The following is a 15,313-nucleotide window of genomic DNA, read 5'->3' on the forward strand; positions in this document are numbered from 1 at the left end:
GCATGACTGATGAGCCTTTGCGCCCCAATCCCGACCGGCTGCTGGAACATGCCGCCAACGCGCACCGGGGAAAGCTGAAGATCTTTTTCGGTGCCTGCGCCGGGGTGGGCAAAACTTACGCCATGTTGCAGGAAGCCCAGCGGCTGCGGGCGCAGGGGCTGGATATTTTGCCGGGCGTGGTGGAAACCCACGGGCGCAAAGAGACTGCCGCCCTGCTGGAAGGGCTTGCCCTCCAACCGGTGCGGCGCATTCATCATCGTGGCCGTTGGGTTGAAGAGTTTGATCTGGACGCCGCCCTTGCGCGGCGTCCAGCGTTGATTTTGATGGACGAACTGGCACACAGCAACGCGCCCGGTTCACGTCACCCGAAACGCTGGCAGGACGTTGAAGAGTTGCTGGAAGCCGGTATCGATGTTTTTACCACCGTCAACGTTCAGCATCTGGAAAGCCTCAACGATGTGGTCAGCGGCGTAACCGGTATTCAGGTACGCGAAACTGTGCCGGATCCTTTTTTCGACAGCGCCGACGAAATCGTGCTGGTAGATCTGCCGCCGGACGATCTGCGCCAGCGCCTGCACGAAGGCAAAGTCTATATTGGCGGCCAGGCCGAGCGTGCCATCGAACACTTCTTTCGCAAAGGCAACCTGATTGCGCTGCGTGAACTGGCGCTGCGCCGTACGGCCGATCGCGTGGACGATCAAATGCGCGCCTGGCGCGACCGCCAGGGTGAGGAGAAAGTCTGGCACACGCGCGACGCCATTTTGCTGTGCATCGGGCATGGCGCGGCCAATGAAAAGTTGATCCGCACCGCCGCGCGTCTGGCGGCAAAGCTCGGCAGTGCCTGGCACGCGGTATATGTCGAAACGCCGACGTTGCATAAATTACCGGAGCCGCAACGGCGGGCGATTTTAAACGCCCTGCACCTTGCTCAGGAACTCGGCGCAGAGACCGCCACCCTTTCCGACCCGGTAGAAGATAAAGCGATACTGCGTTACGCCCGTGAGCATAATCTCGGCAAAATTTTGATTGGTCGCCGCGAAAAACGCCGCGGGTGGCGCCGGGAGTCGTTTGCCGAAAAGCTGGCTCAGCGCGCACCGGATCTCGACCTGGTGATTATCGCCCGACAAGAGACGCCACAGCCCTTGCCTGCTCGCGCAGGGGATTCGCGCCCGTTTATCGAGCGCTGGCGGGTGCAATTAAAAGGTTGCGCAGTCGCGCTGGCGCTGTGTGCGGCAATTACGCTGATTGCCTTGCAGTGGCTGACGGCCTTTGATGCCACCAATCTCGTGATGATCTACCTGCTTGGGGTGGTGCTGGTGGCGCTGTTTTATGGCCGCTGGCCGTCGGCGTTCGCCACGGTTATCAACGTGGTCAGCTTCGATCTGTTTTTTATCGCGCCGCGCGGCACGCTGGCGGTTTCCGATGTGCAGTATCTGCTGACCTTCGGCGTGATGCTGACCGTTGGCCTGGTGATCGGGAATTTGACCGCTGGGGTGCGCTACCAGGCGCGCGTGGCGCGGTATCGCGAGCAACGCACCCGCCAGCTGTACGAAATGTCGAAAGCGCTGGCGGTCGGGCGCAACAATCAGGATATCGCCGCCACCTGCGAAACGTTTATTCATTCCACGTTCGATGCGCACAGCAAAGTGTTGCTGCCGGATGCCGCCGGGAAATTGGTGGCGTTAACGCCAACGCACGGCATGACGCCGTGGGATGATGCCATTGCCCGTTGGAGTTTTGATAAAGGCCAACCCGCCGGCGCCGGAACCGATACCCTGCCCGGCGTGCCGTATCAAATTTTGCCGCTAAAAAGCACGGAGAAAGTGCACGGGTTATTGATTGTCGAACCGGCGAATCTACGCCAATTGATGATTCCCGAGCAACAACGCCTGCTGGAAACCTTTACACTGCTGGTTACCAATGCGCTGGAGCGCCAGGCGTTGGCCACCAGCGAAGAGCAGGCGCGACTCGCCAGCGAACGAGAAAGTATTCGCAATTCGCTGCTGGCGGCGCTTTCGCATGATCTGCGCACGCCATTAACGGTGCTGTTTGGTCAAGCGGAGATCCTGACGCTGGATCTCGCCAGTGAAGGGTCGAAGCACGCGCCGCAGGCCAGCGAAATCCGCCAGCATGTGCTGAACACTACGCGGCTGGTGAATAACCTGCTGGATATGGCGCGTATTCAATCCGGCGGCTTTAATTTGAAGCGAGAGTGGCTGACGCTGGAAGAGGTGGTCGGCAGCGCGTTACGTACACTCGAACCGGGGTCTGGCGGCCAGCATATTGCGCTGTCGCTTCCCGACCCACTGATGTTGGTGCATGTCGATGGCCCGTTGTTTGAGCGTGTGCTGATTAATCTGCTGGAAAATGCGGTGAAATATGCCGGAAGCCGGGCAGAGATCGGGATCAGTGCGCACAGCACTGCCGAGCAGTGGACGCTGGAAGTTTGGGATAATGGGCCGGGGATCCCGCCGGGCCAGCAGACGGCGATTTTTGAGAAATTCGCGCGCGGCACGAAAGAGTCGGCGATCCCCGGCGTGGGGCTGGGGCTGGCGATTTGCCAGGCGATTATCGAGGTGCACGGCGGTACGATCAGCGCCCACAACCGCCCGCAAGGCGGCGCGCTGTTTCGTGTTACACTCGCCCGCGAAACGCCGCCGCAACTGGATGAATTACCTGAGGATCTGTGATTAACGTTCTGATTGTCGAAGATGAACAAGCCATCCGCCGTTTTCTGCGCACCGCGCTGGAAGCCGAAGGGTTACGCGTGTACGAAGCCGAAACATTGCAACGCGGTTTGCTCGAAGCGGCGACACGTAAGCCCGATCTGGTCATTCTCGATCTAGGGCTGCCGGATGGCGATGGTCTCGATTTTATCCTCGATGTGCGCCAGTGGAGCCAGATGCCGATTATCGTGTTGTCGGCGAGAATTGAAGAGAGCGACAAGATTGCCGCGCTGGATGCCGGTGCCGATGATTACCTCAGTAAACCGTTCGGCATTGGCGAGTTGCAGGCGCGGTTGCGCGTCGCGCTGCGTCGGCACGCTGCCACTACGCCGGGTGAACCGGTGGTCACCTTTTCTGATATTCGCGTTGATCTGGCCAACCGCCGTATTCAGCGCGCTGATGAAGAGATTCATCTGACGCCAATTGAGTTTCGCCTGCTGGCGGTGCTGCTGAATAACCATGGCAAAGTGCTGACTCAACGGCAGTTGCTCAGCCAGGTGTGGGGGCCAAACGCCGTCGAGCACAGCCATTATTTGCGCATTTATATGGGTCATCTGCGGCAAAAGCTGGAAGCCGATCCAGCCCGCCCTCACCATTTATTAACGGAAACCGGGATTGGTTACCGGTTTATGCTGTAACGCTTTTTAAGGAAGGAATCATGAGTGCCTGGCTAATTTACGCATTGTTGTCGGCGGTCACCGCTGCGCTGGTGGCGATCTTCGGCAAGATTGGTTTGCAACATCTTGATGCCAATACCGCGACCGCGATCCGCGCCGTGGTGATGGCGCTATTTCTGGTGGGTGTAGTGGTGGTTCAGGGCAAACTGTCTTTGGTTTCCACGGTATTCGCCGATAAAAAAGCGTTGTTGTTTATTGTGATGAGCGGCGTAGCGGGTGCGCTGTCGTGGCTGTTTTATTTTATGGCGATCAAAAGCGGCAATGTGTCGCGGGTTGCGCCCATCGACAAGTTGAGCGTGGTGTTCGCGGTGATTCTGGCGGTGGTGTTGTTTGGCGAGAAAGTGTCGTTGATTTCGGCGGCGGGTGTGGCGTTGATCACGGCCGGTGCGTTGATGGTGGCAATGGGGTAAGTTTGTTCGCCGAATGGCGGCTACGTTGATTGTGTAGGTCGGATAAGCGTCAGCGCCATCCGACACAAAAAAGGCTCCCGAAGGAGCCTTTCTGTTATGCGTTTTTCAGCACTTCGCTAACAATCTCTACCGCTTCTTTCTCAATCAGCTTACGGTGTTCTTCACCGAGGAAGCTTTCGCAGTAGATTTTGTAGGCGTCTTCGGTACCGGACGGACGCGCCGCGAACCAGCCGTTGTCGGTCATGACTTTCAGACCACCAATGGAAGCGCCGTTGCCGGGTGCTGCGGTCAGACGTGCGGTGATCGGATCGCCCGCCAGCGTGTCGGCGCTCACCATTTCAGGAGAGAGCTTCGACAGCGCGGCTTTCTGCGCGGAAGAGGCGCTCGCTTGCAAACGGTTGTAACTCGGCGCGCCAAAGCGGGCGGCCAGCTCATCGTAATGCTGCTGCGGGTTTTTCCCGGTGACGGCGGTGATTTCCGCCGCCAGCAGGCACATGATGATGCCGTCTTTATCCGTTGACCACGGCGTACCGTCGAAACGCAGGAAAGACGCCCCTGCACTCTCTTCCCCGCCGAAACCGAAGCTGCCATCGTGCAGGCCATCAACAAACCATTTAAAGCCTACTGGCACTTCCACCAGCTTACGGCCTAAATCGTTGACCACGCGGTCGATCATCGCAGACGAAACCAGCGTTTTACCGACTGCCACCTCTTTGCCCCACTGCGGGCGATGCTGGAACAGATAGTTAATGGCGACAGCCAGATAGTGGTTCGGGTTCATCAAGCCAGCCGGCGTGACAATACCGTGACGGTCGTAGTCCGGGTCGTTGGCGAAAGCCAGATCGAACTTATCACGCAGCGCCAGCAGGCCTGCCATCGCGCATTCGGAAGAGCAATCCATGCGGATCGCGCCGTCTTTGTCGAGGTGCATAAAGCGGAAAGTCTGATCAACCTGATCGTTAACAATCGTCAGGTTCAACTTGTAGTGCTCGGCAATGCGTTTCCAGTACTCGATACCGGAACCGCCAAGCGGATCGACACCCAGCGTCAGGCCCGCTTTCTGAATCGCCGCCATATCGACGATATCGGCCAACCCTTCGATAAACGGCTGCACCAGATCTTTTTCTGTCACATGACCGGAGGCCAGCGCGGCATCCAGAGAGAGACGTTTGACCCCTTTCAGGCCGTCCGCCAGCAGCGCGTTGGCGCGATCTTCCACCACTTTGGTGACGTTGGTGTCTGCCGGGCCACCGTTAGGCGGGTTGTATTTGATACCGCCATCTTCCGGCGGGTTATGCGACGGGGTAATGACGATGCCGTCCGCTTGCGCGCCGCCGTTTTTGTTGTGCACCAGGATAGCGTTAGAGATAGCAGGCGTTGGCGTGAAGCCGTTATTTTCCTGCACTACCACGTCCACGCCGTTGGCGGTCAGCACTTCCAGCACGGAGATAAACGCCGGTTCGGACAGCGCGTGCGTATCTTTCCCGACATAGCACGGCCCGGTAATGCCGTTTTTCGCACGTTCTTCGGCAATCGCCTGCGCGATGGCGAGAATGTGCGGCTCGTTGAAGCTGTGGCGGTCTGCGCTGCCACGGTGGCCGGACGTCCCGAATTTCACCGCATGTTCTGCGTTACCCACTTGCGGTTTCAACACGTAATACTGCGCAGTCAGCTGCGCGACGTTAATCAAATCGCCCTGTTGTGCAGGTTGCCCCGCACGCGGATGGTTAGCCATTGCCTGGTCCTTTCAATGCAAGGATTAAATTGTGCCGCAAACTTTTTCAATCAATTCCGCGGGGAACTGCATTGACTGCATGATGTGCTCGATCATGCTGCATTTACGACCCGTATTGGTGTTGGTGATGACCCAGTAAGGAGTATTCGGCACCTGTTTTGGCTTGGTCTGGTTGCCGTTTTGCAACAGAGTTTGCTCATCGGCTGCAAAGTATACGCGTGTGCGCCCATGCAGGGATTCGGTGGATTCCGTAAACCCTTTATCATCGAGTGAATAGAGTGTAGACAGTACCAGCAGAAAGCGATTAACGGCTTTTTTCTGCTCGGCGTATTCATCAGATAGTAGAAGTTCGCGAACGGCGCGGACTTTATCTTTAGCGGTGTTTGCCGGTTTTACCCCTTCAACGGTACTGGTTGTACGCGTTTCTTTTACCGGCGCGAGGTTCGTGGCGGGCTGTGACTGTGGCACGGCGGAAAATTTTAACATGCGCCGTAAAATGTCGGATGCGCTCTCGCCAATGTGCTTTGTGTGACTGGCAATGTAGCTGTAGAGCTCATCATCAACTTCGATCGTTTTCATCTTAATCCAGTGTTATATAAAATCTGAATACAAGTGTTGGGATTATAAAGTGAAATCTCAACAGCGGATAGCGTCAAACCAGGATGGCGGCAAAACTCAGAGTAATTCTTAACCTTGCAGCCGGGCGGCAGAATGTTCACCATAATAACCTAACCCGATAGAGTGAAAAAAAGAACTTTGCCATGAAATTGAACACGCGCGCGCAAACTGCACAACATCCGCACAACAATTCCCCGGTCGTCCTTGTACATGGCCTGTTTGGTAGCCTCGACAACCTCGGTGTGCTCGCCCGCGACCTGGTTCAGGACCACGATGTGTTGCAAGTGGATATGCGCAACCACGGTTTATCACCCCGCTCGCCGGAGATGAATTACCCGGCGATGGCGCAGGATTTACTGGATACCCTGGATGCCAACCAGATCGATAAAGCCACCTTTATTGGTCACTCAATGGGCGGTAAAGCAGTGATGGCATTGAGCGCGCTGGCACCCGAACGTATCAATCAATTAGTGGCGATCGATATTGCGCCGGTGGATTATAAGGTTCGCCGCCACGATGAGATTTTTGCTGCGGTGAATGCCGTGAGCGAGGCGCAGGCCACCACGCGCCAGCAGGCCGCCGCGCTGATGCGTGATCATGTAAATGAAGAAGGCGTGATTCAGTTTCTACTGAAATCCTTTGTCGAAGGCGAATGGCGCTTCAATGTGCCGGTGCTGTGGGATCAATATCCTCATATTGTTGGCTGGGAAACGGTGCCCGCGTGGGATAAACCCGCCCTTTTCGTTCGCGGCGGCAACTCGCCGTATGTCACCGAAGCGTACCGCGATGCGCTGCTGGCGCAATTCCCGCAGGCGCGGGCGCACGTGATTGCCGGTGCCGGGCACTGGGTGCATGCGGAAAAACCGGAGGCGGTGATGCGGGCGATTCGCCGGTATCTCACTGAAAAGGCAAACTGATTAAAAAGGCGGCGACCGGTCGTTTCATCGCGTCCGGTCGTTGGCGCACTCGTTATGCTGATGTATGATGGCGCGCTATTCAGCCCGGGCAGCAGCCCGATTGCTTGTTTCTCCCGTAGTATGCTTAGACCATGGCTAAAGAACAAACGGACCGTACGACACTAGATCTGTTCGCGAATGAGCGTCGCCCGGGACGACCGAAGACAAACCCGCTCGCGCGCGATGAACAGTTGCGCATCAACAAACGCAATCAGCTAAAACGCGATAAGGTTCGTGGGCTTAAACGCGTCGAACTCAAACTGAACGTGGACGCTGTGGACGCCTTAAACGAGCTGGCAGACGCGCGCGAGATGAGCCGCAGCGAGCTTATCGAAGAGATGCTTTTGGCACAGTTGAAAGCATTGCGCGGATAGCGAATCCTCCGAATCATCGTTTTATCAACACTTTCATGTGGCATACAGTGCAGTCCGTGGCGATAGCAGTTTCCGCGTGCTTCTCTGTTCTGCTATGATTGCCCTTATCTGTGGGCTTAGCGCCCCCCCTATACTCATTAAGATTCAAGAGGTTATTTTACTCATGGCAATTACAGGCATTTTCTTCGGCAGCGACACAGGCAACACCGAAAATATCGCGAAAATGATTCAGAGTCAGCTCGGTAAAGACGTTGCCGATGTCCATGACATTGCCAAGAGCAGCAAAGAAGATATCGAAGGGTATGACATTCTGTTGCTCGGCATTCCGACCTGGTATTACGGCGAAGCGCAATGTGATTGGGATGACTTCTTCCCGACGCTGGAAGAGATTGATTTCAATGGTAAATTAGTTGCGCTGTTCGGCTGTGGCGACCAGGAAGATTATGCAGAATATTTCTGTGATGCGCTGGGCACTATTCGCGACATTATTGAACCGCGCGGCGCGACCATTGTGGGCCACTGGCCTACCGCGGGTTACCACTTCGAAGCGTCGAAAGGCCTGGCGGATGATGACCACTTTGTAGGTCTGGCGATTGACGAAGATCGTCAACCGGAACTGACCGCAGAACGCGTTCAGAAATGGGTGAAGCAGGTTTCAGAAGAACTGCACCTGAACGACATCCTTAATGCCTGATATCTTCGGCGCAATCTGTGGGTTGCGCCGTATCAATAGATAAAAGCAATGGAAATAATTGCTACAATTTTTTAACTTTTTTCTCCATCGCTGTACAATGAGCCCTGCTAAACTCGGTGCGGCTGACCAGGAGTTTGTCGGCGACACCACGTTTTATAAGCTTACTTTACTTGAGGGCTTGCAGTTTTCATTTATACATGGCAGTTCTATAATGATACGCATTATCCCAGGTGCATTCCTTATTACTTCCGCGAAGGAAGTGAATCGTATAGCAACAGGACAGATTCCGCATGACTGACAACAATACCGCATTAAAGAAGGCCGGCCTGAAAGTCACGCTTCCTCGGTTAAAAATCCTGGAAGTGCTTCAGGAGCCGGATAACCATCATGTCAGTGCGGAAGATCTATATAAACGTCTGATCGACATGGGCGAAGAGATTGGGCTGGCAACGGTTTATCGTGTTCTGAACCAGTTTGATGACGCCGGGATTGTGACCCGTCATAACTTTGAAGGCGGCAAGTCCGTTTTTGAACTGACTCAGCAGCATCACCACGATCACCTTATTTGCCTCGATTGCGGAAAAGTCATTGAATTCAGTGATGATTCCATCGAAGCACGTCAACGCGAAATTGCCACCAAACACGGCATTCGCCTGACTAACCACAGTCTGTACCTGTATGGCCATTGTGCCGAAGGTGACTGTCGCGAAGATGAACACGCGCACGACGCAAAATAATCTTTTTTGATAGGCAAAAGCCAACCGTCAGGTTGGCTTTTTTTTGTCTGCAAATAAAAAGCCCGGCACATTTGAATCGCCGGGCATGAGCAGAAAAATTACGCTTTTACGCCATCGACATGGCTGAAGCGCTTGCCGTCCGGGCTGGCGGTACGAACCTGCACTTCCCCGCTCACCTGCGGACGTGCTTTATCGTCGTAGCGCTGCCAGGTTTTCCCGTTGTCAGTTGAATACTCAACCACCATTCCCGGGAAGCTGGTGTTCACTTCAAGCCTTCCGCTGGCAATGCGCGCGCCCGGTACTGGTAAACGATAATGAATGCCCGCTTTATCCAGTTTCGCCAGTTCGCGGTGACCTAACAGGTTTGCAAAACGCTGCCAGTCGCTGTCGAGCGCTTTCACATCCACCCGATGTGTTTCGCCGCCTTTGTATTCACGACCCGCTTGATATTGCTGTTCCCAGCTTGCGCGATGCCATGCACGTTCGGCGACAGAAACCAGACGCGGATAGATCATGTACTCCATCTGAGAGTCGGTGCGTACGACTTCGCTCCATAACTGCGAGGAAAGACCATAAGCGCCCGGCCACGGTTTATCGGATTTCGCACTAAACACGTTGCCATCACGATCAACAGAGGTTTCTGCGTTCTGCGGCATGTTGTCCGGCGCGAAACTAAAGATTTTACGCTCATCGCTAAAGCGCGTGCCCCAGTAATAGCCGCTTTCCGCCGGGTGAACTTCGTTCGGGAAGTCGAGATAAACGTAGTCCGGGTTGGAGACCACCACGCGGAACCCTTTGTTCGCCCAGTCATTGACCGAATCGAAACCGCCCCAGTAAAGGGCATCCCAGAAGTTCACGTTGATATGATCGGTGGCAAATATTGACGCGTCTTTGGCATCTTTCAAGCCGTCCTGCCACGCTTGCATCACGTCAATGCCGTGGGCTTTCACCAGCTTGCTGACCTCAACGCCAAAATAGCTGGAAAGATGCTCAACATCAGTCACCTTCCCTTCTTTGATCATCACCTGGCAGGCCTGGGATTTCGCCCACGGCTTATCCTGATTGCTCTGATCGATGATGCCTTTGCCCGCTTCCGGTTTTTTCTGATCGGTGTAGCCGGTGCCCAGATAGATGTTTTTCGCTTCATCACCACCAAAATGCCATGTTTTCAGCGGTAAACCGGCTTCTTTATGCATCTGCTGAATTTCGCCAATCACTTTATCAACAAAGTTGCGTGACGAATCGAGGCACGGGTTCAGATAGCCGGTACGGTCATAGAACTGTACACCAGCGGTGTTGGAGGTATCGGTCGGATCAAGCAGGCGGTATTGATTCGCCTCTTTCTCTTTGCCCTCTTTCACCAGGCGGTCGTAACGCGCTTCCATCGACATCACCGCGGCACGCGCATGCGCAGGCATATCGATTTCCGGGATCACTTCAATCTGTCGCGCTTTGGCATATTTCAGGATCTCAATGTAATCAGCCCGGCTGAAGAAGCCGCTGCCATTGTTATTGCTATCTGGCCCGGATCCCAATTGTGGCAACAGGCAGGTTTTCTCACTCAGGTCGTGGCAGCGTTTACTGCCGATGTCGGTCAGTTCCGGCAGGCCTGGGATTTCGATACGCCAGCCTTCGTCATCCGTAAGATGGAAGTGGAATTTGTTCAGCTTGTACGCCGCCATTTGATCCAGCAGGCGCAACACTGAGGCTTTAGTGTGGAAGTTACGTCCGACATCAAGATGAATGCCGCGATACTCGAAACGCGGCGCATCTTTCGCCTCCAGCGCGGCGATCGTCATCGGCCCTTCGGTTGGGATTAGAGACAGGATCGATTGCAGGCCGTAGAACACGCCCGCCTGATCGTAACCCGTGATAACTGCCTCCTTGTTACCGATACGCAATTGGTACGCGCCTTCTACCGCCTCATCACCCGTAAAGGCGTTGCTGGAAATCTCGGTGTGCAGCGGGTAATTACCCTCTTTCACACCGAGCAGTGCGAAGCGCGCTTTGATGGCGTTTTGGGCATCGCCGTTCAACGCGGAGAGATCCAGTTTCACGCCCTTACTCAGGTCAACGTCCTGACCGTGGACTTTTACCTCCAGCGGCGTCGGCACGATTTGCCCGCGCAGCGAGTTTACGTTCAGCGTTTTCACATCGCTATTTTTCTCGAAGCGCGCTTCGGCGGTCATCAGGATGTTTTTATCATCCGGGGTACGCTTCCACTGGTCGCCGAGTGGTGTGACAAACTGGGATAAATCTTCGGTATCGGTATTGGCAATGACTTTCGGCGTCGCTTTGTCGGCGGTGACGTACCAGCGCGGCAGCACATCAGTAATAAACAGTTGCCAGTACTCATTCACAATCGGGATTTCAACGGACTGTTTCGTCGGAAAACCGGTAAATTTGTCCGTTGGCTCCAGTTTGTGCAGATCGCCCATGATGTGCGTGACTTTAAACTGATCATTCGCCACTTCAAGAATCGGGCGGATGCTGTGGAAATAGATCGCCCAGTCTTTATCGGTCACCGCCTCGCCATTGTTGGTCAGCTTCACCACTGCTTTGTTACAGGATGCCCAATCGGCGCCGAGTTTTGCGCAATCCACACCGTTTTGCGCGGCGAAATTATCTTTCACTGAATAGTTAAGATGAAACTGGCTGATGGCATCAACGGTGCTTTGGTTCGCCAGCGCAGCGGTGCTGCCGAGCATGGCCATCACCGCACTGGCCAACATGCTGAGTCGTACTGTTTTCATGACAGAGTTCCTGAAAGTTGCCGGGAACTCCCGGCAACACACTGATTAAATAGGATTAGAAGAGAGTAAACGGTGCGATAACCATAAATTTCACGTCGCGCTCATCCTGGAAGATGTTGCCGTAGCCACCGCCGTAGCTCGGGATGTCGGAATGGTTGTCGTACTGAGTGAAGTGCAGTTTGAACATCGTGCCTTTCGCGCGACCATCCTGGATGGTGTACATCGCATCCAGGCTGTAAGAGGATTCTTTGAGGCGGTAATTCGGGTCGTAATAAGCATCCGGTGTTGCCATATCCGCCGGTTTCGCATCCCAGGCATAGGCATAAGAGGCACCGACCGTCCAGCCAGGCAGGTTCCAGTTTTTCAGATCGTACATCGCACCGAAGAACAGCGCTTTTTCACCGTCGGCGTTGAAGTCTGAACGGTTATCCCACCAGATATCCAGGCGACCATTGGAAGATGCGTAAGTTGGCGTCATACGTTGCAAGAAAAAGCCCTGCTGGCCGTCCGCTTTCACCCATGTGCCTTCGAGGCGGAGATCAACCTGACCGACTTTGTAACCGAAGGTCAGCGCTTGCAACCAGGCCGTACCGTCGTAGATATCATTCACGCCGCCATCGCTGACTTTGTCGCGGGTACCATAGAACTGATAGCTGGTGCTCAGCGGGCTGCCTGCAACATCAAATTTGTAACTGGCTTTCGCAAAGTACTGATCAACATAACCTTCTGCCTGACCGAAAGCCGCTTCGAGAATCAAATCGTTTTTGAAGTCATACTTCGCGCCCAGCGAGTGCAAATAGTCGACTTTGGTCTTTCTATCGTTTTGATAGAACTTGTCCATTTCGATATGCCACGGCGATTTGTATTCGTTGGTCCACATGTAGGAGAAGCTCAGCGCACCCGCATCGCCGTAATCATAATTCGCCCCGGCTTCCGCGCCCTGATACGTGCCCGGCATAAAACTCCAGTGCGGCGCTAACAATGTTTGACCGGTTGGTTGGATATAACCGGCGCGCGCCCAAACCGGGCCATATTTAAATTTCGCCGCCGCTTTATACAAGCTGACACCGCTTTTATCCCCCGACCAGTCTTCTTTGTAAGCTTTATTGCTGGAGGAGAAAGCAATTTCATTTGGATGCCCGCTATCGCCATTTTCTGCCATTTCGATAGCGGTGAAAGCGGCAATATCCAGCCCAAACATATCCGCAGCATAGCCGGACTGGAAATCCAGATTCGCGTTCCAGGTTGAATGTGCCAGGTTGGTTTTATATTTATTTTCCAGAATATCTTTGCGGTCACGTTCACGCTGCCAGTAATAAATACCGCCTGTAAGCGTGGAATCATCGATAAAACCCGCAGCATGAGCCTGCCCAGATACAGTCCATCCTGACATTGCTGTAACACCGGCGATTGCCAATGCCAGCGCACTCCGCTTGCCATAAAACGTAAGCATGTGTGATTCCTTCTAGATGTAGAAAAAATTCGCCGCAGGCGGCGATAAAAAAACACCAATATTTAGAGAGTTGCGGACAACCCCGAACGCGCTTTCGTTTTTAAGATTATTTTTCGCGACGCGAATTATCAATGCATTTCATGAGTAAAATGCGGGTTTATGACAGAGTGCACATTATTCGCAAGGTCTGGCGTTTTGTTACATACACCAGATAAATAAATAATATTGGTGTTATTAGGCAGAATTTAATATCACATGATAACGATTACATTCTTATTTATACCAATTTCATTCTTACTAATCATTTTAAGAGGGAATAAAAAATATCAAGGAGGAGATATATTAATTCGCGTCGCGAATATTTAAGAAATGTAACAGCTTATTGGATAAGCAAAAAAAACGCCGCAAAGTTGCGGCGTTTAGAAGGAATAGCTTGTGATTGACGTACTTAGTCGCCGATTTTCGCCCAGGTATCACGCAGGCCAACCGTACGGTTGAACACAGCTTTGGAAGCGGTTGCATAACGGCTGTCCAGGCAGAAGTAACCTTCACGCTCAAACTGATACGCTTTGCCCGCTTCGGCGTCTTTCAGCGACGGTTCGGCGAAGCCCTGTTTGACAACTAGCGATTCCGGGTTAATGGTTGCGAGGAAATCCTCCGCCGCGCCCGGATTCGGAATGCTGAACAGGCGATCATACAGACGGATTTCAACCGGCATTGCATGCTGCGCGCTAACCCAGTGAATCACGCCTTTCACTTTGCGGCCATCAGCCGGATCTTTGCTCAAGGTTTCCGCGTCGTACGAACAGAAAATGGTGGTGATATTGCCTTCGGCGTCTTTCTCCACATGTTCGGCTTTGATGACGTATGCATTACGCAGACGAACTTCTTTGCCCAGCACCAGACGTTTGTACTGCTTGTTCGCTTCTTCACGGAAATCTGCGCGATCGATCCAAATTTCACCGCTAAACGGCACTTCACGGGTGCCCATTTCGGGTTTGTTCGGATGGTTCGGCATGGTAACGATTTCGCTGCTGCCCTGCGGGTAGTTTTCGATAACCAGTTTCACCGGATCGATAACCGCCATTGCGCGCGGCGCGTTTTCGTTCAGATCTTCGCGAATGCAAGACTCCAGCGACGCCATTTCAATGGTGTTGTCCTGCTTAGTCACGCCGATGCGCTTGCAGAACTCACGAATGGAACCGGCGGTATAACCACGACGGCGCAGGCCAGAGATGGTCGGCATACGCGGGTCATCCCAGCCTTCAACGTGCTTATCGGTCACCAGCAGGTTCAGCTTGCGTTTGGACATCACGGTGTATTCGAGATTCAGACGTGAAAATTCGTACTGGCGCGGGTGAACCGGGATCGTGATGTTATCCAGCACCCAGTCGTAAAGACGGCGGTTGTCCTGGAATTCCAGCGTACACAGAGAGTGCGTAATGCCTTCCAGCGCATCGCTGATGCAGTGGGTGAAGTCATACATCGGGTAGATGCACCACTTGTTGCCGGTCTGATGGTGCTCGGCAAATTTAATACGGTACAGCACCGGATCGCGCATCACGATAAACGGTGAAGCCATATCGATTTTTGCACGCAGGCACGCTTTACCTTCTTCGAAACCGCCAGCGCGCATTTTTTCAAACTGCGCCAGGTTCTCTTCCACGCTGCGATCGCGATACGGGCTGTTTTTACCCGGCTGAGTCAGCGTGCCGCGGTATTCGCGAATTTCATCCGCAGAAAGTTCGTCAACATAGGCCAGGCCTTTGTTAATCAGCTCAATGGCGTACTGATGCAGTTGATCGAAATAATCAGAGGAGTAGCAGATGTCGCCAGACCAGTTGAAGCCCAACCATTGCACGTCGTTTTTAATGGATTCAACGTATTCGATATCTTCTTTCACCGGGTTGGTGTCATCGAAACGCAGGTTGCACTGGCCCTGGTAATCTTGCGCGATGCCGAAGTTCAGGCAGATGGATTTCGCGTGGCCAATGTGCAAATAGCCATTCGGCTCCGGTGGAAAACGGGTATGGACGGTGGTGTGTTTACCACTGGCCAGATCTTCATCAATGATCTGGCGGATAAAGTTAGTCGGGCGGGCTTCAGCCTCACTCATCACAGGTTCCTCAAGGCGTAACAACGTATAACGGCATATGATCTAATAACAGGACGCAGGAAAC

Annotated in this window: 12 protein-coding genes; 7 read left to right on the top strand and 5 right to left on the bottom strand. The window is 53.8% G+C overall.

All coding sequences use genetic code 11. The features are described 5' to 3' along the window. Positions 1-2 precede the first annotated feature (2 nt). The 3 genes from kdpD to AAEY27_RS15360 are packed head-to-tail and all read left to right on the top strand — an operon-like array spanning position 3 to position 3,813. Entirely contained in the window at positions 3-2,690 is a 2,688-nt protein-coding gene (gene kdpD, locus AAEY27_RS15350; protein WP_342321554.1) for a two-component system sensor histidine kinase KdpD, read from the top strand. Beyond that, positions 2,687-3,364 (top strand): two-component system response regulator KdpE, encoded by a 678-nt coding sequence (gene kdpE / locus AAEY27_RS15355; protein WP_342321555.1) that lies wholly within the window; start codon positions 2,687-2,689, stop codon positions 3,362-3,364. The genes kdpD and kdpE overlap by 4 nt, the downstream gene beginning before the upstream one ends. Positions 3,365-3,384: 20 nt before the next feature. Then, positions 3,385-3,813: an EamA family transporter gene (locus AAEY27_RS15360; protein WP_342321556.1), complete on the top strand. Its 429-nt coding sequence runs from the start codon at positions 3,385-3,387 to the stop codon at positions 3,811-3,813. A gap of 94 nt (positions 3,814-3,907) precedes the next feature. Here the strand turns inward: AAEY27_RS15360 and pgm are convergent, their stop codons facing one another. After that, positions 3,908-5,548 (bottom strand): phosphoglucomutase (alpha-D-glucose-1,6-bisphosphate-dependent), encoded by a 1,641-nt coding sequence (pgm, locus tag AAEY27_RS15365; RefSeq protein ID WP_342321557.1) that lies wholly within the window; start codon positions 5,546-5,548, stop codon positions 3,908-3,910. A gap of 24 nt (positions 5,549-5,572) precedes the next feature. Continuing rightward, entirely contained in the window at positions 5,573-6,127 is a 555-nt protein-coding gene (seqA, locus tag AAEY27_RS15370) for a replication initiation negative regulator SeqA (RefSeq protein ID WP_342321558.1), read from the bottom strand. A gap of 182 nt (positions 6,128-6,309) precedes the next feature. Between seqA and ybfF the strand changes: the two genes are divergently transcribed. The 4 genes from ybfF to fur all read left to right on the top strand — a co-directional run bounded on the left by ybfF (position 6,310) and on the right by fur (position 8,927). Then, on the top strand, positions 6,310-7,083 hold the full coding sequence (ybfF, locus tag AAEY27_RS15375) for an esterase (RefSeq protein WP_342321559.1): 774 nt from the start codon (positions 6,310-6,312) through the stop codon (positions 7,081-7,083). Positions 7,084-7,214: 131 nt separating this feature from the next. Beyond that, positions 7,215-7,496 (top strand): LexA regulated protein, encoded by a 282-nt coding sequence (gene ybfE, locus AAEY27_RS15380; RefSeq protein ID WP_342321560.1) that lies wholly within the window; start codon positions 7,215-7,217, stop codon positions 7,494-7,496. A 163-nt stretch (positions 7,497-7,659) separates the two neighbouring features. Continuing rightward, on the top strand, positions 7,660-8,190 hold the full coding sequence (gene fldA / locus AAEY27_RS15385) for a flavodoxin FldA (RefSeq protein ID WP_342321561.1): 531 nt from the start codon (positions 7,660-7,662) through the stop codon (positions 8,188-8,190). Positions 8,191-8,480: 290 nt separating this feature from the next. Next, complete coding sequence (gene fur, locus AAEY27_RS15390) at positions 8,481-8,927, top strand: ferric iron uptake transcriptional regulator (RefSeq protein WP_342321563.1); 447 nt, start codon at positions 8,481-8,483, stop codon at positions 8,925-8,927. A gap of 98 nt (positions 8,928-9,025) precedes the next feature. On the opposite strand, the gene AAEY27_RS15395 is transcribed toward fur, so the two are convergent. From AAEY27_RS15395 to glnS, 3 genes are all read right to left on the bottom strand, one after another. Then, positions 9,026-11,680 carry a beta-N-acetylhexosaminidase gene (locus AAEY27_RS15395; protein WP_342321564.1) on the bottom strand — a complete coding sequence of 885 codons (2,655 nt, stop codon included), beginning with the start codon at positions 11,678-11,680 and terminating at the stop codon, positions 9,026-9,028. Positions 11,681-11,735: 55 nt separating this feature from the next. Next, positions 11,736-13,133, bottom strand: a complete 1,398-nt coding sequence (chiP, locus tag AAEY27_RS15400) for a chitoporin ChiP (protein WP_342321565.1) — start codon at positions 13,131-13,133, stop codon at positions 11,736-11,738. 448 nt (positions 13,134-13,581) lie between these two features. Beyond that, positions 13,582-15,249: a glutamine--tRNA ligase gene (glnS, locus tag AAEY27_RS15405; RefSeq protein WP_342321566.1), complete on the bottom strand. Its 1,668-nt coding sequence runs from the start codon at positions 15,247-15,249 to the stop codon at positions 13,582-13,584. Positions 15,250-15,313 lie beyond the last annotated feature (64 nt).

The organism is Kosakonia sp. BYX6, assembly GCF_038449125.1.
GTDB lineage: Bacteria > Pseudomonadota > Gammaproteobacteria > Enterobacterales > Enterobacteriaceae > Kosakonia > Kosakonia calanthes.

Bases quoted from the DNA above. Each gene is read 5' to 3' on its own strand.
- kdpD (WP_342321554.1), top strand. From the start codon at position 3: ATGACTGATGAGCCTTTGCGCCCCAATCCCGACCGGCTGCTGGAACAT.
- AAEY27_RS15360 (WP_342321556.1), top strand. From the start codon at position 3,385: ATGAGTGCCTGGCTAATTTACGCATTGTTGTCGGCGGTCACCGCTGCG.
- pgm (WP_342321557.1), bottom strand. From the start codon at position 5,548: ATGGCTAACCATCCGCGTGCGGGGCAACCTGCACAACAGGGCGATTTG.
- seqA (WP_342321558.1), bottom strand. From the start codon at position 6,127: ATGAAAACGATCGAAGTTGATGATGAGCTCTACAGCTACATTGCCAGT.
- ybfF (WP_342321559.1), top strand. From the start codon at position 6,310: ATGAAATTGAACACGCGCGCGCAAACTGCACAACATCCGCACAACAAT.
- ybfE (WP_342321560.1), top strand. From the start codon at position 7,215: ATGGCTAAAGAACAAACGGACCGTACGACACTAGATCTGTTCGCGAAT.
- fldA (WP_342321561.1), top strand. From the start codon at position 7,660: ATGGCAATTACAGGCATTTTCTTCGGCAGCGACACAGGCAACACCGAA.
- fur (WP_342321563.1), top strand. From the start codon at position 8,481: ATGACTGACAACAATACCGCATTAAAGAAGGCCGGCCTGAAAGTCACG.
- AAEY27_RS15395 (WP_342321564.1), bottom strand. From the start codon at position 11,680: ATGAAAACAGTACGACTCAGCATGTTGGCCAGTGCGGTGATGGCCATG.
- chiP (WP_342321565.1), bottom strand. From the start codon at position 13,133: ATGCTTACGTTTTATGGCAAGCGGAGTGCGCTGGCATTGGCAATCGCC.
- glnS (WP_342321566.1), bottom strand. From the start codon at position 15,249: ATGAGTGAGGCTGAAGCCCGCCCGACTAACTTTATCCGCCAGATCATT.